This is a genomic window from Pantoea sp. MHSD4, from assembly GCF_021043305.1.
In the GTDB taxonomy this organism is placed as follows: domain Bacteria; phylum Pseudomonadota; class Gammaproteobacteria; order Enterobacterales; family Enterobacteriaceae; genus Pantoea; species Pantoea eucalypti.
On record NZ_JAJNDH010000001.1, the window covers coordinates 885,101 to 904,886 of the forward strand.

The 19,786-nt window shown below is 53.3% G+C and carries 19 protein-coding genes; 10 read left to right on the forward strand and 9 right to left on the reverse strand.

Going from position 1 to position 19,786, the window contains the following annotated elements; genetic code table 11:
- The first annotated feature begins 8 nt into the window (after positions 1 to 8).
- From tsaB to rnd, 4 genes are all read left to right on the forward strand, one after another.
- The gene (tsaB, locus tag LQK91_RS04055) at positions 9 to 707 is read left to right on the forward strand and encodes a tRNA (adenosine(37)-N6)-threonylcarbamoyltransferase complex dimerization subunit type 1 TsaB (RefSeq protein ID WP_003852707.1); all 699 of its coding nucleotides are present in this window, start codon (positions 9 to 11) and stop codon (positions 705 to 707) included.
- Positions 708 to 767: 60 nt separating this feature from the next.
- Positions 768 to 1,364, forward strand: coding sequence for a Slp family lipoprotein (locus LQK91_RS04060; protein ID WP_003852709.1), 597 nt, complete (start codon positions 768 to 770; stop codon positions 1,362 to 1,364).
- Between the two features lie 207 nt (positions 1,365 to 1,571).
- Entirely contained in the window at positions 1,572 to 3,248 is a 1,677-nt protein-coding gene (gene fadD / locus LQK91_RS04065) for a long-chain-fatty-acid--CoA ligase FadD (protein WP_139364708.1), read from the forward strand.
- Positions 3,249 to 3,345: 97 nt separating this feature from the next.
- A complete protein-coding gene (gene rnd, locus LQK91_RS04070) occupies positions 3,346 to 4,467 on the forward strand; it encodes a ribonuclease D (protein WP_003852713.1) in 1,122 nt (373 codons plus the stop codon).
- 53 nt (positions 4,468 to 4,520) lie between these two features.
- Here rnd and minE read toward each other — a convergent pair whose 3' ends face one another.
- From minE to minC, 3 genes are read right to left on the reverse strand one after another with little or no spacing between them, the layout of a single operon-like run.
- Positions 4,521 to 4,790, reverse strand: coding sequence for a cell division topological specificity factor MinE (gene minE, locus LQK91_RS04075; RefSeq protein WP_008925314.1), 270 nt, complete (start codon positions 4,788 to 4,790; stop codon positions 4,521 to 4,523).
- Between the two features lie 3 nt (positions 4,791 to 4,793).
- Positions 4,794 to 5,606 (reverse strand): septum site-determining protein MinD, encoded by an 813-nt coding sequence (gene minD, locus LQK91_RS04080; RefSeq protein ID WP_003852716.1) that lies wholly within the window; start codon positions 5,604 to 5,606, stop codon positions 4,794 to 4,796.
- A 33-nt stretch (positions 5,607 to 5,639) separates the two neighbouring features.
- Complete coding sequence (gene minC, locus LQK91_RS04085) at positions 5,640 to 6,353, reverse strand: septum site-determining protein MinC (protein WP_008925313.1); 714 nt, start codon at positions 6,351 to 6,353, stop codon at positions 5,640 to 5,642.
- A 155-nt stretch (positions 6,354 to 6,508) separates the two neighbouring features.
- Between minC and LQK91_RS04090 the strand changes: the two genes are divergently transcribed.
- The 3 genes from LQK91_RS04090 to LQK91_RS04100 all read left to right on the forward strand — a co-directional run bounded on the left by LQK91_RS04090 (position 6,509) and on the right by LQK91_RS04100 (position 8,271).
- Entirely contained in the window at positions 6,509 to 6,784 is a 276-nt protein-coding gene (locus LQK91_RS04090) for a YcgL domain-containing protein (RefSeq protein ID WP_003852719.1), read from the forward strand.
- A 315-nt stretch (positions 6,785 to 7,099) separates the two neighbouring features.
- Positions 7,100 to 7,759 carry a fumarylacetoacetate hydrolase family protein gene (locus LQK91_RS04095; RefSeq protein ID WP_003852721.1) on the forward strand — a complete coding sequence of 220 codons (660 nt, stop codon included), beginning with the start codon at positions 7,100 to 7,102 and terminating at the stop codon, positions 7,757 to 7,759.
- Positions 7,760 to 7,824: 65 nt separating this feature from the next.
- A complete protein-coding gene (locus tag LQK91_RS04100) occupies positions 7,825 to 8,271 on the forward strand; it encodes a YcgN family cysteine cluster protein (protein WP_003852723.1) in 447 nt (148 codons plus the stop codon).
- Positions 8,272 to 8,329: 58 nt separating this feature from the next.
- Here LQK91_RS04100 and dsbB read toward each other — a convergent pair whose 3' ends face one another.
- Positions 8,330 to 8,860, reverse strand: coding sequence for a disulfide bond formation protein DsbB (gene dsbB, locus LQK91_RS04105; RefSeq protein WP_078804466.1), 531 nt, complete (start codon positions 8,858 to 8,860; stop codon positions 8,330 to 8,332).
- A gap of 470 nt (positions 8,861 to 9,330) precedes the next feature.
- Here dsbB and fadR point away from each other — a divergent pair, with 470 nt between their 5' ends.
- Positions 9,331 to 10,050, forward strand: a complete 720-nt coding sequence (gene fadR / locus LQK91_RS04110; protein WP_003852726.1) for a fatty acid metabolism transcriptional regulator FadR — start codon at positions 9,331 to 9,333, stop codon at positions 10,048 to 10,050.
- Positions 10,051 to 10,109: 59 nt separating this feature from the next.
- Here the strand turns inward: fadR and LQK91_RS04115 are convergent, their stop codons facing one another.
- Positions 10,110 to 11,645, reverse strand: coding sequence for a SpoVR family protein (locus LQK91_RS04115; protein ID WP_003852729.1), 1,536 nt, complete (start codon positions 11,643 to 11,645; stop codon positions 10,110 to 10,112).
- Positions 11,646 to 12,149: 504 nt separating this feature from the next.
- Between LQK91_RS04115 and LQK91_RS04120 the strand changes: the two genes are divergently transcribed.
- Both LQK91_RS04120 and dadX read left to right on the forward strand, forming a co-directional pair.
- Positions 12,150 to 13,451, forward strand: coding sequence for a D-amino acid dehydrogenase (locus LQK91_RS04120; protein WP_033762787.1), 1,302 nt, complete (start codon positions 12,150 to 12,152; stop codon positions 13,449 to 13,451).
- 19 nt (positions 13,452 to 13,470) lie between these two features.
- Entirely contained in the window at positions 13,471 to 14,541 is a 1,071-nt protein-coding gene (dadX, locus tag LQK91_RS04125) for a catabolic alanine racemase DadX (protein WP_039660087.1), read from the forward strand.
- On the opposite strand, the gene LQK91_RS04130 is transcribed toward dadX, so the two are convergent.
- The 4 genes from LQK91_RS04130 to LQK91_RS04145 all read right to left on the reverse strand — a co-directional run bounded on the left by LQK91_RS04130 (position 14,534) and on the right by LQK91_RS04145 (position 19,735).
- Positions 14,534 to 15,727, reverse strand: a complete 1,194-nt coding sequence (locus LQK91_RS04130) for a multidrug effflux MFS transporter (protein ID WP_003852734.1) — start codon at positions 15,725 to 15,727, stop codon at positions 14,534 to 14,536. The two genes, dadX and LQK91_RS04130, sit on opposite strands and share 8 nt — an antisense overlap.
- 125 nt (positions 15,728 to 15,852) lie before the next feature.
- Positions 15,853 to 17,319, reverse strand: coding sequence for an undecaprenyl-phosphate galactose phosphotransferase WbaP (wbaP, locus tag LQK91_RS04135; RefSeq protein ID WP_008925307.1), 1,467 nt, complete (start codon positions 17,317 to 17,319; stop codon positions 15,853 to 15,855).
- Positions 17,320 to 17,695: 376 nt separating this feature from the next.
- Positions 17,696 to 17,929 (reverse strand): DUF1480 family protein, encoded by a 234-nt coding sequence (locus tag LQK91_RS04140; RefSeq protein WP_003852736.1) that lies wholly within the window; start codon positions 17,927 to 17,929, stop codon positions 17,696 to 17,698.
- A 78-nt stretch (positions 17,930 to 18,007) separates the two neighbouring features.
- A complete protein-coding gene (locus tag LQK91_RS04145) occupies positions 18,008 to 19,735 on the reverse strand; it encodes a potassium/proton antiporter (RefSeq protein ID WP_003852737.1) in 1,728 nt (575 codons plus the stop codon).
- Positions 19,736 to 19,786 lie beyond the last annotated feature (51 nt).

Sequence of the window (19,786 nt, forward strand, 5' to 3'; positions counted from 1 at the left end):
AGGTGGTCATGTCAGCCCGAATTTTAGCGCTGGATACGGCGACAGAAGCCTGTTCAGCTGCCTTGCTGAATCAGCAACAGATTGATGCCCGATTCGAGATCGCCCCGCGTGATCATACCCAGCGTATTTTACCGCTGGTCGAAGAGCTCCTGCTGGCACAGCAGCTGGAACTGACCGAACTGGACGCGCTCGCCTTTGGTCGCGGCCCGGGCAGTTTTACTGGCGTACGCATTGGCATTGGCATTGCGCAGGGCCTTGCACTGGGCGCAGCACTGCCGATGATCGCGGTTTCTACCCTCGCGACGCTGGCGGAAGGCGCATGGCGCCTTCACGGGGCAACCCGGGTATTAACGGCGATTGACGCGCGGATGGGCGAAGTCTATTGGGCCGAATATCAGCGTGATGAGCACGGTGCCTGGCAGGGCGAAGCCAGCGAAAGTGTGTTGTCGCCGGAAGCGGCACTGGCACGCATGCAGTCGCTCTCTGGTGAATGGATGACCGCTGGCACCGGCTGGCAGGCTTATCCTGGCCTGCAGCAGGGACATGAACTGACGCTGGTTGCCAGTGAGGTCACGCTGCCTGCCGCTCAGGATATGCTGCCGCTGGCGATACTTGCTCTGGCGCAGGGGAATACGCTGCTGCCGGAGACGGCGGAGCCCACTTATCTGCGCAATGAAGTCGCCTGGAAAAAATTACCTGGCCGGTAAAATGCACGCAACTTATTGTTATGCGTCCAGTCTAAGTCTTTACCTAACGGGAGAACGTCTATGTCGTCAATGTGTGGTAAAGGGCTTTCAGGTCTGCTGCTGACCTGTGTGCTGGCGTTAACCGGTTGTGTCTCGATTCCCGACACACTGCAGGGCAGCTCGCCTCAGCCGCAGCAGGATTTGTTGCGGGTCATGAGCGATCCTTCGATCTTCGTCGGGCAGGAATCTCGCTTTGGCGGCAAGGTCGTGAATGTCACTAATCTGAACGGCAAAACCCGGCTTGAGATTGCTGCACAGCCGCTGGACGATAGCGCCAGACCGCGTCTGGGGGCGGCGTCGGTGGGGCGGATTTATGCCGATATCCACGGCTTTGTTGATCCAGTGGATGTCAGAAACCAGTATGTCACTGTGCTGGGTACCCTGAAGGGAACGGAGCAGGGCAAAATTGGTGAGGCAGATTATAAATTTGCCGTTATCGATGTACGAGGTTACCAGCGCTGGCGTCTCGCGCAACAGGTAACAGCACCGCCTCAGCCAATGGATCCCTGGATCTGGTATGGTCCGACTCGTCATCGCGGCGGCTACTGGGGCCCAAATCCTTACTGGGGTATGGTTAACAGTGGGCCGACTGAGGTGCAAACCATACTGACCGAGTAACGGTGAAAAAGGTGATATCCAGCCCGGTTGCGGTGCTCGCTGCCGGGCTTTTTATTTGCCTGTTTTCGCTGCACGAAATTTAGTGATGCACTTCGCAACCTCAACATGCCAAACCAGGCAAACTGGTACAATCAGTTAAAATATTGTTAACAAAACAGATTGGCTGAGGCAGCGATGGAAATACAACATAATTATCGGGGTGAATCCTTGAATAAGGTTTGGCTGAAACGCTACCCGGCAGATGTGCCTGCCGAAATAAGTGCAGATCGTTACACCTCGCTGGTGGATCTGTTTGAGCAGGCCGTAAAACGCTACGCTGATCAACCCGCGTTTATAAACATGGGTCAGAAGATGAGTTACCGTCAGCTGGAGGAGAAGAGCCGCGCGTTTGCCGCCTATCTCCAGCAGCAACTGGGCCTGAAAGCGGGTGACCGCGTGGCCCTGATGATGCCTAACTTATTGCAGTATCCGGTGGCCCTGATTGGTGTGCTGCGCGCTGGCATGGTGGTGGTAAACGTTAACCCGCTCTATACGCCACGTGAACTCAGGCATCAGCTCAATGACAGCGGTGCCAGCGCCATCGTCATCGTCTCGAATTTTGCCCACACGCTGGAAAAAGTGGTGGCGGAAACCGCGGTGCGTCATGTCATTCTGACGCGGATGGGCGATCAACTGGCACCCATAAAAGCGACGCTGGTTAACTTTATCGTCAAGTATGTGAAGAAGCTGGTGCCTAAATATCATCTGCCTGGCGCCATCTCCTTTCGTCATGTTCTGGACGTGGGTGCCACACTCAATTATCAGCGTCCGACCGTCTCAAATGACGATCTCGCTTTCCTGCAGTACACCGGCGGCACGACCGGCGTAGCCAAAGGGGCAATGCTGACCCATCGCAACATGCAGGCGAACCTGGAGCAGACCCGCGCGACTTACGGTAAAGTGCTGCGCGACGGTAAAGAGTTTGTCGTCACTGCGCTGCCGCTTTATCACATCTTCGCTTTAACGGTGAATGGCCTGCTTTTCCTGGAGCTGGGCGGTCAGAATCTGCTGATCACGAATCCGCGTGATATTCCTGGCTTCGTTAAGGAGCTGGGTAAATTTCCGTTTACCGCTATCACTGGCGTGAACACGCTGTTCAATGCGCTGCTCAACGATGAGCAGTTCAATAAGCTCGATTTCTCAACGCTGCGTCTTTCGGCCGGTGGCGGGATGGCTGTACAGAAAGTGGTGGCGGAACGCTGGGAAAAGCTAACCGGACACTATCTGCTGGAAGGCTATGGCCTGACCGAATGTTCGCCGCTGGTGTCAGTCAATCCATATGACATCAGCTGTCATACCGGCAGTATCGGGCTGCCTGTGCCCTCGACAGACGTGCGGATTCTGGATGACGAAGGCAACGAAGTGCCGCCAGGTGAGCCGGGTGAGCTCTGCATCAGAGGTCCCCAGGTGATGCTGGGCTACTGGCAGCATCCGGAGGCGACAGCGGAAGTGCTGAAAAATGGCTGGCTCCACAGCGGTGATATTGTTACCGTTGATCAGGAAGGCTTTATCCGCATCGTTGACCGCAAAAAAGATATGATTCTGGTCTCCGGTTTTAATGTCTATCCGAATGAAATCGAAGATGTGCTGATGCAGCATCCTAAAGTGCGTGAAGCGGCGGCAATTGGTGTGCCGAGCGATCTTTCTGGCGAAGCCGTAAAAGTCTGTATCGTGAAAAAAGATGCGTCACTGACCAAAGAAGACGTGCTCGATCACTGCCGCCGTCAGTTGACCGGCTACAAGGTGCCGAAGATCATCGAGTTTCGTGATGATTTGCCCAAAACCAACGTCGGCAAGATTCTGCGGCGCGAGTTGCGTGACGAGGTAAAACCCGGCGCGAGCTGAATCCGGGCAAAATTGAGGTTGAACGCCGGCATGTCCGGCGTTTTTATTGTTTTTAACATGGAGCGCCGCGCGTTGTTAGCTGCGGTGGAAATCAGACGTGAACTATTCCCTTATCGACCAGGATGATCAACTGGCAGACGTGTGTCAGAAAGCGCGCCAGCAGGCGGCGGTGGCACTGGATACCGAATTTGTCCGTACCCGTACTTACTATCCTCAGCTTGGCCTGATCCAGCTGTTCGACGATCACCAATTGGTGCTGATTGACCCACTGAATATCCGTGACTGGTCACCCTTTATTGCGTTGCTTACCGACACCCGTGTCACCAAATTCCTCCATGCCGGAGGTGAAGATCTGGAAGTCTTCCTGCACCGTTTCGGCGTGCTGCCGACACCGATGATCGATACACAGATTCTGGCAGCCTTCTCCGGCCAGCCGCTCTCATGGGGCTTTGCCTCAATGGTGGCGCATTTCACGCAGGTCGAACTCGATAAAAGTGAATCACGTACCGACTGGCTGGCACGCCCTTTGACCCAGCGTCAGTGCGAATATGCGGCGGCAGACGTTCACTATCTGCTGCCGATTGCGCGCCAGCTGATGATCAACACTGAAGAGGCCGGCAACATGGCGGCGGCGCTCAGTGAGTGCGACAATCTTTGTCAGCGCCGTCTGGATAGCCTTTCGCCGGATGAAGCCTGGCGGGATATCACCAATGCCTGGCAATTGCGTCCGCGTCAACTGGCCGCGTTGCAGCGACTGGCGGCCTGGCGTCTGAAACTGGCGCGTGAAAAGGATATGGCGGTTAACTTTGTTGTGCGCGAAGAGCACCTGTGGAAAGTCGCGCGCTTTATGCCAGGTTCACTGGGTGAGCTGGATCATCTGGGACTGTCAGGTCATGAAATCCGTTTCCACGGTAAAACGCTGGTGGCGCTGGTGGCCGAAGCAGAGGCGCTGGATGAAAGTGAACTGCCGGCTCCGCTGGGCAATCTGATCGACCATCCTGATTACAAGCAGGTGTTTAAAGCGATGAAAGCTCTGGTGCAGCAGGTCAGCGGGCAGAGTGGGTTCAGTCAGGAATTACTGGCGTCACGACGTCAGATTAATCAGGTATTAAGCCAGCACTGGGGTCTTAAGCCACAGGGACGTCAACCGGAGTTACTGACCGGATGGCGGGGCGAACTGCTGAAACCCGGCATTGAGGAGATTCTGGCGGGTTGTTAACGGTAAAAATTTCCCCTGCCAGAGCGCAGGGGAAATTCAGGAAACCGTCAGCGTCATTTAGTCACTTCATCCGTTTCCGGCAACGTTACGTTCAGCTCCAGAATCGAGATATCGTCACCTTTCTGATCGAGCTGCACAGTCACCATTTCTGGATCGATCTTCACATATCTGCAAATCACTTCCAGAATGTCGCGCTTAAGTTGCGGAAGATAATGGGGCTCACTGTCGCCCCTTCTCCGTTCTGCCACGATAATCTGCAGCCTTTCCTTGGCTATGTTGGCAGTGTTCTTCTTCCGGGATAAAAAGAAATCAAGTAATGCCATGGTTTATCCCCCGAACAGGCGTTTCAGGAAACCCTTCTTCTCTTCTTCGATAAAGCGGAAGGGGCGTACTTCACCGAGCAACCGTTCAACGGTATCGGCATAGGCTTTGCCAGCATCAGATTCGCCGTCAAGAATCACCGGTTCACCCTGGTTAGAGGCACGTAACACCGATTGATCTTCAGGAATCACGCCAACCAGAGGAATGCGCAGAATCTCCAGCACATCTTCCATGCTCAGCATATCGCCACGGTTAACCCGGCCAGGGTTATAGCGGGTCAGCAGCAGATGCTCCTTTACCGGATCCTGACTGTTTTCCGCACGACGCGATTTAGACGAAATAATACCGAGGATACGGTCGGAGTCACGCACAGATGAGACTTCCGGGTTCGTAGTGATAATGGCTTCATCAGCAAAATAGAGCGCCATCAGTGCACCGGTTTCAATCCCTGCCGGTGAATCGCAGACGATGAAATCGAATTCCATAGCGGCTAAGTCGTTCAGAACTTTTTCAACACCTTCGCGAGTCAGCGCATCTTTATCACGGGTCTGCGAGGCGGGCAGAATGTAGAGTTGCTCAGTGCGTTTGTCGCGAATCAGCGCCTGGTTCAGCGTGGCATCGCCCTGGATAACGTTGACGAAGTCATAAACCACGCGGCGTTCACAACCCATGATCAAATCCAGATTACGCAGACCGATATCAAAGTCGATCACGACCGTCTTTTTGCCTTTCTGCGCTAAACCGGTGGCGATGGCCGCGCTTGACGTGGTCTTACCAACGCCCCCTTTACCGGATGTAACTACAATAATGCGTGCCATAAATGTTGATTTCCTTAACAAAAGAAAAGGGGCCTAATTAAGTGTCTGGATAGTCAGCGCGCCATCCTGCAGGCACAGACGCGCGGCTTTACCAAAAAATTCTTGCGGGATCTGATCCATGATCCAGTACTCTCCGGCAATCGAGACCAGCTCGGCGGCCAGGTTGGTACAAAAAATCTGGCAATTGCGATCACCACTGGCACCCGCCAGTGCGCGACCGCGCATCATGCCGTAAATATGAATGTTGCCATCGGCGACCAGTTCGGCGCCGGCGCTGACGCTGCTGGTGATAATCAAATCAGCGTCACGCGCATAAATCTGCTGGCCTGAACGCACCGGCGTGTTCACGATGCGTGTTTTCGTTGCCACCGTTTCGGTGACCACCGGCAGCGGTTCAGGAACTGGCACGGGTGGTGGCGCTTCTGCACGCGGTCTGGACTCTTTGCCTTCTGCCAGAACTGGCAGGCCTGCCCGGGATATCATGCGTTTCAGTGCGTCATTTTTGCAGCCGCTTACGCCGACAATACGTAAACCGGTGGCGAGAATCGCCTGCTGCAACTGTTTCCAGTTAACCTCGGCACTCAATGTGGCGACGTTAAGTACAACCGGTGCGTTTTTCAGGAAATCCGGAGCCTGATCAATCTTGTCCTGAAGTGCCTTACGAATCACCGCAGGGTCATGGTGGTGCAAATGGACGACAGATAGGGTGAAACTGCTACCTTTGAATTCGATTGGCGTTTGCGACATCTGTCCCGACTCAGTCCTGTTTTCACTACCGTTAGCAAGCCGATGATAAAATCATCACTGAAGCGCTAACGGTGAATATTCGAAGTTCTGCAAGCATGTTATAGTTACAGCTATATTCAGACAAGCCTCAACGCCGGTTAATTCGAGTAAAAAATATGTTTTGTGTGATCTACAGAAGCCCGTTACGTGACCAGACTTATCTCTATGTAGAAAAAAAGGACGATTTCTCGCGCGTTCCTGAAGAATTGCTGAAAGGGTTTGGCAAGCCGCAGTTGGCGATGGTGCTAAAGCTGGCGGGCCGCGACAGGCTGGCAAATGCAGATATCAATAAAGTTAAGCAGGGGTTGAGTGAGCAGGGCTATTATTTGCAACTTCCTCCGCCGATTGAAAGTCTGCTAAAAATTCATTTAGAGGCTGATAAAAAAGTTTAACTCAGATTCTTCTGTAAATATAAATCCTGTCGGCGTCATCCTGGCAGGATAATATTGCCCGACGCTGCGTAAAATTAACGGCGCAGCTTATCTGTTTCACCCGTTTCTAAATTTCCTGCCCATTTTTTTCGCCTGATTTGTACGATTATTCAGCACCTCAGCGCCGCCATTTACGCTTTTTGACAAATTCCATCCCCCGGACCGTTAAAAGGATCTTATTATCACGCCATGAGGTTGGCATTTCGATCAACACAAAAGCAAACATCAACCCGCCAGCAGCGCTGGCATCACACCTAACCTGAACAGGGGATGAGCATGTATCAGCATCGTAACTGGCAAGGCGCTCTGTTAGATTTTCCGGTCAGTAAAGTGGTTTGCGTGGGCAGTAATTACGCAAAACACATTAAAGAAATGGGCAGCGCAACGCCGACTGAGCCGGTGATCTTTATCAAGCCGGAAACAGCGCTGTGTGATTTACGCCAGCCGCTCTCTATTCCCGACGCATTTGGCGAAGTTCATCACGAGGTCGAACTGGCCGTGCTGATTGGCGGGACGCTGAAGCAGGCGACGGAGGCACATGTGGCTAAAGCGATTGCAGGTTATGGCGTGGCGCTGGACCTGACATTGCGTGATCTGCAGTCCGGGCTGAAAAAAGCAGGCCAGCCCTGGGAAAAATCCAAAGGTTTTGATAACGCCTGTCCGGTTTCCGGTTTTATCCCGGTGTCAGACTTCAGTGGCGATCCGCAGAATGTCGAACTGAAACTGGTGGTGAATGGTGAAGTGCGGCAGCACGGTAACACCGAAGATATGATTCATAAAATCCTGCCGCTGATTGCACACATGAGCCACTACTTTACCCTGCGCGCCGGCGACGTGATTCTGACCGGTACGCCAGAAGGGGTGGGCCCGATGCGCTCGGGTGATCAGCTGGAAGTCTCCCTGGCGGGTCACGGCATCAGCACGCGCGTACTCTAAAAACTTGCATCACCGCAGCATAGGCTTTATAAGGTGCGGTTTAGGCACAACCCGGACAAATCATCATGACAGACACCCCTTTCTGGCAACAAAAACGCCTGGCACAAATGAGCGATGAGGAATGGGAATCCTTGTGTGATGGTTGTGGACAGTGTTGCCTGAACAAGTTACAGGACGCAGACACCGATGAGATCTACTTCACCAATGTCGCCTGTAATCAGCTCAATATTAAAACCTGCCAGTGCCGCAACTATGAGCGCCGCTTCGAACTTGAAGAGGATTGCATCAAGTTAACGCGCGAAAATCTGACCACGTTTAACTGGTTACCGCGTACCTGTGCATACCGGTTGCTGGGTGAAGGTAAAGATCTCCCCGCCTGGCATCCGCTGCGAGCCGGTTCTAAAACCGCCATGCACGCGAAGCGTATTTCTGTAAGGTATATTGCCGTGCGCGAGAGTGAAGTGCGGGATTGGGAAGATCACATTATCGATCGCCCCGATCGCAACGGCTAAACGCGTCGCGTGAGTCGGGATATGAAAAAAAGGCTGCCATTGGCAGCCTTTCCTGATCTCAGCGACTAAAGAGATCGCGACGTTTTGGTTTTAGCGGCTGGGCAATCAGTACCAGCGCCGCAACCAGCAGATAACCGGCGAATACCACAATCATCCACTGTGGCATGCTGAGCGTCAGGAACGTCCAGCTGCGATCAGCGCAATCACCGGTAGCCTGAAACACGGATGGCATCCACTTATCCAGCGGTAATCCGCTGGGGAAGCGTGCGGCGAAATCACAGGTGGTGAATGGGTTAGGGTGCAACTGAATCATCGTATGTTCATAGGAGAGACGCAGTCCTTCCCAGGCACTGTAGATCCACAAGGCCAGCGCGCCCAGACGCAACGACGATTTAGGCGCAATTGCGCCCACCAGACCCGCACCCAACACACCAAACAGGGCATTACGCTCATAGATACACATTACGCAGGGCTTCAGGCCCATCACATGCTGAAAAAAGAGTGCCGTCAATTCCAGTGCAAGCGCCGTCAGTGCCAGTAATAACCAGGCTCCACGCCCCCGTGAACATTGATTCAGATATCGCAACATATTGCATTCCCTGTAAACGTTAATGCCACGCAGTGTAAACCAAAAGCGTTTGCAAACCAGCCAGTCGCAAGGAAAAATCGTGTGCAAACATGACCTGATTCTGATCCAGAACAGGTTAAATGAGGATCTGCAGAGGCTATCTCCGCGGAGGTCGCATCAGCACGGCGATTGAAATCAGTCAGGCGGAGAGAGTGGGTCGCATAAGGCAGTCAGTGAAACGGCTGGCAGCAACTATCCTGCGCGAACAGTCCACGCATTCAGAACGCCATTATGCTGTTCGGGGACACAGGTTGTTTCAGCCCATAAAACTGTTCTGATGACGGTTGTCTCTGCGCAGCAGATTAGATTGTCAGCCATTCTGAAATATGCGACTACGCCCGGTTTAATGAGTACGCAGGCTATATCCGCTATAGGGCGTCTGGTATGATGAGTCCCCATCATGATGAGAAAAGCAACGAGAACACATTGCTATGGTTATAAAGGCTCAGAGTCCAGCGGGATTTGCTGAAGAGTATATTATTGAAAGCATCTGGAACAGTCGCTTTCCGCCCGGATCGATTCTTCCTGCTGAGCGTGAGCTTTCTGAATTGATTGGGGTAACGCGCACTACCTTGCGTGAGGTGCTGCAGCGACTGGCACGCGATGGCTGGCTGACGATTCAGCATGGCAAACCGACACGGGTAAACGATTTCTGGGAGACCTCCGGCCTCAATATTCTGGAAACCCTGGCCCGTCTCGATCACGACAGCGTTCCCGTGTTAATCGACAACCTGCTGTCTGTCCGCAGCAACATTTCATCGATTTTTATCAGCCGTGCGCTGCGCCATCATCCTGATAAAGCCCGTGAAGTGCTGGAGACAGTCAGTGCCGCAGCCGATCAGGCTGATGCCTATACCGAACTTGATTATCGGGTGTTCCGTGGCCTGGCATTTGCGTCAGGTAACCCGATTTATGGTTTGATTCTGAATGGCCTGAAAGGCCTCTATACTCGCGTTGGTCGTCACTACTTCTCTAACCCGGAAGCTCGCCAGGTCGCGCGCGATTTCTATCTTAAGCTTCTGGCGCTGTGCGATAAAGAACCAGGACAGGATGAGATTGTGGATGTGGTGCGCAACTATGGTCGCCGCAGCGGTGAAATCTGGCACAGCATGCAGAAAAACTTGCCTGACGATCTCGGCAACAAACGTTAAAAAAAACCGGACATCGCGTCCGGTTTTTTGTTTCTAAGCCGTCACCTTCAACTGAACCCTCAAAGTGAAGAACCGCGTGGCGGATTGCGGTCCAGCAGCTCCACACTGCCATCCTCGTTCTGCTGTTCCAGAATCACATCGAACCCCCACAGGCGATGCACATGCTTCAGCACCTCGCGACGGCTCTTATCCAGCGGCGTGCGGCTCTGCGGCACATAGCGCAGTGTCAGCGAACGGTCACCGCGCACATCAACGTTGTAAACCTGAATGTTAGGCTCAAGATTACTCAGGTTGTACTGTGCGGAAAGTTGCTGACGAATCGCCCGGTAACCCGCTTCATCGTGGATCGCGGCGATTTCGAGATAGTTATTGCGGTCATCATCCAGCACAGTGAACAGCCGGAAATCGCGCATCACTTTCGGCGACAGGAACTGGCTGATAAAACTCTCATCCTTGAACTCACGCATCGCAAAATGCAGTGTTTCCAGCCAGTCGGAACCGGCGATATCCGGGAACCAGTAGCGGTCCTCTTCCGTTGGCGACTGACAGATGCGCTTGATGTCCTGCATCATCGCAAACCCTAAGGCGTAAGGGTTGATACCGTTGTACCATTGACTGTTATAAGGCGGCTGAAACACCACATTGGTGTGACTGTGCAGGAACTCCATCATAAAGCGTTCCGACACTTTGCCTTCGTCATACAGGTGATTCAGGATGGTGTAGTGCCAGAAGGTTGCCCAGCCCTCATTCATCACCTGGGTCTGTTTCTGTGGATAGAAATACTGGCTTACCTTGCGCACGATGCGCAGGATCTCACGCTGCCAGGACTCCAGCAGCGGGGCGTTTTTTTCCATAAAATAGAGCAGGTTTTCCTGCGGCTCAGAAGGGTAGCGTGCGGCTTCAAAAGCCACCGCCTCGGTCTCACGTCGTGGCAGCGTGCGCCACAAGGTGTTTACCTGACTTTGCAGATACTCTTCACGACTTTTCTGGCGCGCCTTCTCCTCCTGCAGGGAGATCTTCTGCGGGCGTTTATAGCGATCGACGCCATAATTCATTAAGGCATGGCAGGAATCGAGTAGTCGCTCGACCTCTTCGACGCCATAGCGCTCTTCGCAGTCACTGATATAGTTTTTGGCAAACAGCAGATAATCGACAATTGAGCCGGCATCGGTCCAGCTGCGGAACAGATAATTATTTTTGAAGAATGAGTTGTGACCATAGCAGGCATGCGCCATCACCAGCGCCTGCATGGTCATGGTGTTCTCTTCCATCAGGTAGGCGATGCAGGGGTTCGAGTTGATGACAATCTCATAGGCCAGCCCCTGCTGACCGTGCTTATAACGCTGCTCGGTCTCGATAAACTTTTTACCGAATGACCAGTGTGAATAGTTGATGGGCATACCGACGCTGGAATAGGCATCCATCATTTGTTCAGAGGTGATCACTTCGATTTGGTGCGGGTAGGTATCAAGCCGGTAGAGTTTAGCCACCCGGTCGATCTCTGCTAAATAGACATCAAGCAGTTCGAATGTCCAGTCTGGTCCGTCATTGAGTCGTTTGCTGTCTCTGATGGCTTCGTCAAAGATTGTCGTCATAGCGCACCTCTTTTTTGCAAACCGGCTGACCCGAAAGACAACCCGTTCTGGTTATTTAAGGCTTCGTCCTGAAAAAGGGAACCCGAAAAAAACTGAGCGAACACAACAATGATAGCCCACTGTCGCTTATCCGAAATGCGAACTCAAATGAATTCTTTGGCACAAAATCATTAAGAGTGTTGCAGCAGAGAATTTAACAGCCTTTGATGCGACTATTAATTTAAAATGCGGGATATCATCCTGTTTATAAGCGGAATGTATGGGGTTGAAGGATTCTCCTGCAATGCGCAGATTTAACTGCCACTGTTGTCATTTATTTCTGTCTTTCGTGATTAAGGCGCATAAAGCGCTGAAATTAGCCGGGCAGCAAGATTTTAGTTACCTGAAAAGTGAAAAAGATGTGAAATGGATGCTGAATTTATGGGGTGATGTCCGCTGTGTAAATCCGCTGACTATCATCTTCTTAACAGTGAATTATGCTTTTACATGCCGGGTGGGGGAGCTATGCACGTTGTAATTCTTGGAAGTGGTGTGGTGGGAGTGGCAAGCGCCTGGTATCTGGCGCGCGCCGGACATCAGGTGACCGTCATCGATCGTCAACCCGCGGCGGCGATGGAGACCAGCGCGGGTAATGCCGGTCAGATCTCACCCGGTTATGCCGCACCATGGGCCGCGCCAGGCGTGCCATTGAAAGCCGTGAAGTGGATGTTTCAGCGCCACGCGCCGCTGGCTATCCGGCTGGATGGCAGCAGTTTTCAGCTGGAGTGGATGTGGCGCATGCTGCGTAACTGCGACATCAACCACTATCAGCAGAACAAAAGCCGCATGGTACGGATTGCCGAGTACAGTCGCGACTGCATGAAAGCGCTGCGTTCTGAGACCGGCATCGCCTATGAAGGTCGTCAGGGTGGAACATTACAATTGTTCCGCACTCAACAGCAGTTTGACAGCGCCAGCAAAGATATTGCCGTGCTGCGCGACGCGGGCGTGCCCTATGAGCTGTTAGAGGCGCATGAACTGTCACGCGTTGAGCCAGCTCTGGCGGCAACGCAGCATAAACTCACTGGCGGATTACGGCTGCCCAACGATGAAACCGGCGACTGTCAGCTTTTCACTCAGCGTCTGGCAAAAATGGCCGAAGAGGCGGGCGTCGTTTTCCGCTTTAACACCCCGGTTGACCACCTGCTGCGCGATGGCAATCGTATTTATGGTGTGAAGTGTGGTGAGGAGATCATCAAGGCGGATAGTTATGTGGTGGCCTTTGGTTCTTACTCCACCGCGCTGTTAAAAAATGTCATTGATATCCCGGTCTATCCGCTAAAAGGCTACTCTCTGACCATTCCGATTAAAAACCCTGACGCTGCGCCGGTTTCGACCATTCTGGATGAGACTTACAAAGTGGCGGTGACCCGTTTTGACGATCGTATTCGTGTTGGTGGCATGGCAGAGATTGTTGGTTTTAACACCAGACTCACTGAAGCACGTCGGGAAACGCTGGAGATGGTCGTCAGTGATCTCTATCCTGAAGGCGGTCATGTCGCGCAGGCGAGTTTCTGGACCGGGCTGCGTCCGATGACGCCAGACGGTACGCCGATTGTGGGTGCCACGCCAATTTCTAATCTCTGGCTCAATACCGGTCACGGTACGCTGGGCTGGACGATGGCGTGTGGTTCTGGTCAGCTGCTGGCCGATCTCATCTCCGGTAAAAAGCCTGCCATTGCGGCGGATGACTTAGCGGTGTTCCGCTACTTACCCGGTTTCGCGGCGACGTCATCGCCGCTGCGTAACGCCAACGCAACTCGTTAAGTCTTCAGGGAGAGAGAGGATGTCACGTCCGATTATCGCTACCATCAATCAGCAGGCGTTACGTCAGAACCTGGCGGTCGTTCGCCAGGCGGCACCTGCATCCCGCGTCTGGTCAGTGGTGAAAGCGAATGCTTACGGCCATGGTATTGAACGCGTCCGCGAGGCGTTATCTGCCACTGACGGCTTCGCACTGCTTAATATGGAGGAGGCGATTCAGCTGCGTGAGCAGGGCTGGAAAAAACCGATTCTGTTACTGGAGGGATTTTTCCAGCCAGAAGATTTGCAGTTAATCGATCGCTATCGTCTGACTACCAGTGTGCACAGCAACTGGCAAATCAAAGCACTGGCCAGTGCCCAACTCTCTGCCCCGGTTGATATTTATCTCAAAATGAACAGCGGGATGAACCGTCTGGGCTTTCGCCCGGAGCAGGTCAACGGCGCGTGGCAGAAACTGCGGGCGCTGAGCAATGTCGGTGAGATGACGCTGATGGCGCATTTCGCCGATGCTGAAAATCCGCAGGGTTTAGTTGCACCGCTGCAGCGCATTGAGCAGGCGGCAGAAGGGTTGAGCTGCCCGCGATCGCTCTCTAACTCCGCCTGCACCTTATGGCATCCTGAAGCGCATTTTGACTGGGTTCGTCCTGGCATCATTCTGTATGGCGCATCGCCCAGCGGTAACTGGCAGGACATTGCAGGCAGTGGCCTGCAGCCGGTGATGACCTTAAGCAGTGAGATTATCGCGGTTCAGCAATTACAGGCTGGCGATGGCGTGGGTTACGGCTATCGCTATCATGCCAGCACGGCGCAGCGGATTGGCGTGGTGGCCTGCGGTTACGCTGATGGCTATCCGCGTCATGCCCCAACCGGCACGCCGGTCTGCGTCGATGGTGTAATGACGCAGGTGGTGGGAGCCGTCTCCATGGATATGATTACCGTGGACTTAACGCCTTGCCCTCAGGCTGGCATTGGCTCAGCCGTTGAGCTGTGGGGTGAGCAGGTGAAAATCGATCAGGTCGCAAAAGCAGCCGGAACGGTAGGGTATGAGCTGATGTGCGCCCTGGCACCCCGCGTTCCGGTCACCGTTATTTAAGCGCGGTCAGGCTGCCGCGCATCTTTCTGCTGCAGCGCCAGGCGATAAACGCCAGCGCTGCACCCAGCAGCATCATCAGGCTCAGCGAGAGCTTCTCCGCCACCGGCAGCGCAACGATTACCAGGCTGCCTGTTGCACCACCAGCCATCTGAATAAATCCCTGCAGGGCGGACGCCACGCCTGCCTGTTGCTGATACGGCTCCAGCGCATAGCTGGTGGCGGGTCCTACCGTAAAGGCCAGTCCGGCAACCGATACCGCCACCGGGAACATGTAGAGCGCCCAGTGTGTTTGCATTTCCGCCGGAAATATCTGCGTTCCCGCCATCAGTAGTACCGCCCCCAGCAGCATCGTTAAAAAACCCATTGCCAGACAGAAAGGGCGACCCGCTTTGCGAATCGCTTTATTCACAAACATGCTGACAAACATAATCCAGAAACCGTTGGCCCCGAAAGCAAACGAGAACTGGATCGGCGTCAGGCCGCCTTCGGTCATTAATACCTGTGGTGCCAGTGACACGTAGGTCAGCACCATGCCCAGCGCACCGGCATTGGCAAAAGCGAACGCCAGAAAACGCGGCTGACGCAGGATTTCAGCGTACTGCTTAACCGGTAATCCTTTCACCCGCAGGGTATCTGCCGGGCGCGTCTCGGGCAGCCAGATAATCACCAGCAGCGTAATCAGCAGACCATAGGCGCAGAGGAACCAGAAGGGCGCGCGCCAGTCAAAGGCGCTGGCCAGCAGGCCACCCAGTAACGGAGCGAGTGCCGGAACGATATTCAGTGCGCCGTTCAGGAATCCATAGGCGCGTGCGGCATCATCGCCACTCAGGCGGTCGCGCACGCCGCTAAAGGCGACAACGGCGCTACAACAGACGCCACAGCCCTGCACCAGACGAGCAACGACGAACAGCGGGAATGATGTCGCCGTGGCAGCGATAGCACTGCCGGCGATGTAAAGCGCAAGTCCCAGCAGGGCAATCGGCTTGCGGCCATAGTTGTCCACCAGCGGACCCGTGACCAGTTGTCCCAGCCCCATGACCAGCAGAAACAGCGGAATCGTGGTCTGAACCAGGTTAACCGGCGTATCCAGCCCTTCTGCGATTTGTGGCAGCGTGGGCAAATAGAGATCAATGCCTAAGGGTGCCAGCAGCACCAGGCTTAATAACAGCAGCGTAAATTTTTGCATAACAACCAGAGGGTAACGTTCTGTTGAAAAACGATCGAAGAGGGTAATGATTCAGAGGCAAAAAAGATAGAGGAAGTCGTGCGGAAAGTGCGATGCCTGCTGTAAACAGGCATCGCATTAAAGGCCTAGTAGGCGCCGTCGCGGCGTAATACCACCCCTGCGGTTTTAAACAGGATCGCGATATCGGTCCAGAGCGCCCAGTTTTTGACATACCAGGAGTCAAAGTAGACGCGAGTGTCATAGTCGATATCGTTACGTCCGCTGACCTGCCAAAGACCTGTCATGCCGGGTTTGGCCATCAGGTAATAGTCCACATCACCCGCATAACGCTCCAGCTCCGCTTCGATAACCGGACGCGGACCCACCAGGCTCATCTCGCCGCGGATCACGTTCCATAACTGCGGTAACTCATCCAGACTGGTTTTTCGCAGGAAGCTACCAATACGGGTCACGCGCGGGTCGTTTTTCAGTTTGAAATCTTTGTCCCACTCAATCCGCGCCTCTTCACTGGTTGCCAGTAATTTCTCCAGCACCTCTTTTGAATTGGTCACCATGGAACGGAATTTCAGGCATTTGAATTTTTTGCCATTCTGGCCCACACGTTCGTGACCATAAATTGCATTGCCGCCATCGCGTTTCACCATGTAGCAGAGCAGGGCGAAGATCGGGCCAAGGAACAGCAGCAGCATTGACGCCACCACGATATCAAAGGCACGCTTCATGAAACGGGATGAGTGTTTCGCCAGGTTGTTGCTGACGCGCAGGATCATCACTTCATGGCTAAAGATAAAGGACATATCCGTACCATAAAGCGGTACACCGCGCAGCGTAGGGATCACCGAGACTGAACGGCAGTTCATCTTTGACAGGAATTTCAGCCAGCGATCGCGCATTGGCTGCTGCTCATACTCCATGGCAACAATAAACTGCACGTTATCGCGGTCAATGGTCTGCCAGTTAATGTCTTTCCAGGTGATAACGGGCACGCCATTCACGCTCTGCTGGGCAGGAACATCATCAACCGAGATAAAGGCCTGCACGTTGTAGCCCAGGATCTCTTCACTCTGCAGCGCCGCATAAGCTTCGGTGGCATTGCGGCCGGAACCGATAATGATGGTCTCTTTCTGCCACTGGCCCGCCTTGTTGATGGCGCGTTTCACCAGAGCACGCATCAGTGGGAGCAGCAGCAGGGCATATGTCCAGCTGAAGACCCACACCATGCGGGAGAAGTCCCATTTAGAAAAAGCGATCAGTGCGAGGTCGAGCAGTGAAAAAACAAATAATGTTTTAACGATCTCTTTAAGCTCAAACCAGAACGGTTTGCGATAAGTATAGTGACGCAGACGTACCCAGAACCAGCCGGTACACATTACTGACATAATAAACTGTGCCACGAAACGATATTCGATCTGGTGCGGTGGAATAAAGGTATCCAGCTCGCCCCAAATACCTTGTATCGTCGCGGCAGATAAAAACAGTGCCAGGTTAAGTGCAATAAGATCGGAAAAGCTCAGGGCGAATTTCACGATGATATTTTTACGCGTGCCGCTCCATGAGCGGCTCGGGCTATTCATTATCAATGTACTTGCCATAAAACCTGCTCTCTTTCTCAAGTAAAAGATGGCCTGACCAGAATCAGGTGCGCGCTCAGGAGTGGGCCTCTGAAAAATTAAAAAATAATTTTCAGTCTGTTGCAGTCAGTAAAGCCAGTACAGCTGCAAAAAAGATAACGATTAAAGCGTGATGATAATCACGGAATGTTGCAGCATTGAGAATGAGTATGCAGGAGTTATTTGACAGAGTTAATACGGAAAAAATCTGAAAACATCAAAACTGATTAAAGTTTTAAATAGCTAACTTGTGGATTTAATTAGATAAAATAAGGAAGGGGTCAGTTATAACTAAACTGTTTAAGACGCTTTTTAGGAATTACCGCCGAATCTGACGACTGGCGGTAATAATCGCGCATCAGGCAGGTTTCTTTAAAATCCAGCGGTCCTGCTGTTTATCGTAATGGCCGATTTGCAGATTCACCGGTTCACCGTCAATCCAGGCCGGGACGCTGGTATCACGATCCCAGCCATCAAGTTGCGTAATTAAACCGGGATTAGTGTGACAGGGGATACTGACAGTGTCCGGATTCTCACCGCCAAGATCGGCATCAACAATCTCATAACGACCAATTTTAACCACGTGTCCCATTCATTTCTCCCGTTTTTACTGGCATAGAACGTTAAGCTTAGCGTATTGAGAGAAAATAACGTGGCTGAATCATTAGGATTATTCCTTCTCTTCCGCTGGCCGGACACCAATTTTCACAATACGGTTATCCTCTTTCTCAGCAACAGTCCATGTCAGTTGATTCCACTCCACCTGATCGCCGACCACCGGTGAACCGCCGAGCATAGCCAGAACCAGCTGTCCCAGTGACTGCTGATCATTCGTGCTCTCATCCAGTTCCAGTCCGTAAATCTGTGCAACATCGCGCAGGCGAGCTTCTGCATCCAGAATAAAGTCGCCGAAGAAGCGCTGGTCGAGCGAAACCGGCGGTGACTGACTGAACATCTTGCCCAGCGCGGGAAGATCGCGCTCGCGGCCAATGACGCAGATAACGTCGTTCTCTTTCAGACGCGTCCCGCCATTGGGATGCATCAGCACATTGTCACGGAAAAGGGCGGCGATACGCGTCTCTCGTGGCATCTGCAGGTCACGCAGTGCGGCACCGACACACCACTTGTCGGCGCTGAGCTGGTAGACGAACTGCTCCCAGGGATTTTCCGGATGAATATCCAGACCCACACGGCTGATAGGTGAAGCGGTTGGCGGCACCACCACTTTGGCTTTTTTGGCAGCAAAGCCCAGTGATGTACCCTGCAGCATCAGGGAGACCAGCACCACGAAGAAAGCGATATTAAAATAGAGCGAAGCGTTCTCTAAGCCTGCCATCATCGGGAAGACCGCAAGAATAATCGGTACCGCACCACGTAAGCCGACCCAGCTGATAAAGACCCGTTCACGGGTCGTGAAGTTGCGAAATGGCAGCAGGCCAATAAAGACCGACAGCGGACGCGCCACCAGAATCAGCCACAGCGAGAGGAGCATGGCTGGCACCGCGATGTGCCACAAATCAGAGGGTGTGACCAGCAGCCCCAGCACAATGAACATGCCAATCTGACTGAGCCAGGCCATACCGTCAAAGGTCTGCAGAATGCCGTGGCGGTTACGAATCGGGCGGTTGCCCAGTAAGAAGCCACAGAGATAGACCGCCAGAATGCCGCTGCCCTCTAATACCGTGGTCAGCGCGAACACCAGAATGCCGCCACTCAACGCCAGCAACGGGTAAAGGCCAGGAGCCAGACTGATACGGTTTATCAGTTGCTGCAGCGCCCAGCCGCCGCCCAGTCCTAATACGATACCCAGACCGAACTGCTGTACCAGATGCACCAGGAACATCCAGTCAAGGCCGCTGCGGCCCTGTTCAATCATTTCAATCAGGGTAATGGTGAGAAACACGGCCATCGGGTCGTTGCTGCCCGATTCAATCTCCAGCGTGGAGCTGACGCGCTCATTGAGGCCTTTATCACCCAGCAGTGAGAAGACCGCAGCAGCATCCGTAGAGCCAATAATGGCGCCAATCAGGAAGCCCTGCATCATGTCGAGGTTAAAGAGCCATGCGGCCACGACGCCCGTTAAACCTGCGGTGATCATCACGCCGACGGTGGCCAGCGACAGCGCAGGCCCGAGCGCGACTTTAAACGAGCTGGCTTTGGTTCGCATACCGCCATCCAACAGGATGATCGCCAGCGCCAGGTTAGAAATTAAGTAAGCCGCGGGATAGTTATCGAAAGCGATGCCGCCGATACCATCAACACCGGTGAGCATACCCAGTGCGAGGAAGATAACCAGAATAGGAATGCCCAGTCGGGATGAGAAAGAGCTGAGCAGAATGCTCGATGCTACCAGCACGGAACCGATGATAAAAAGACTGTAGACAATAGTGTGGTTCAAACCCGGTCTCCTGAGATATGACAGTGCGCTGCAGCAACTGCTGACAAATAT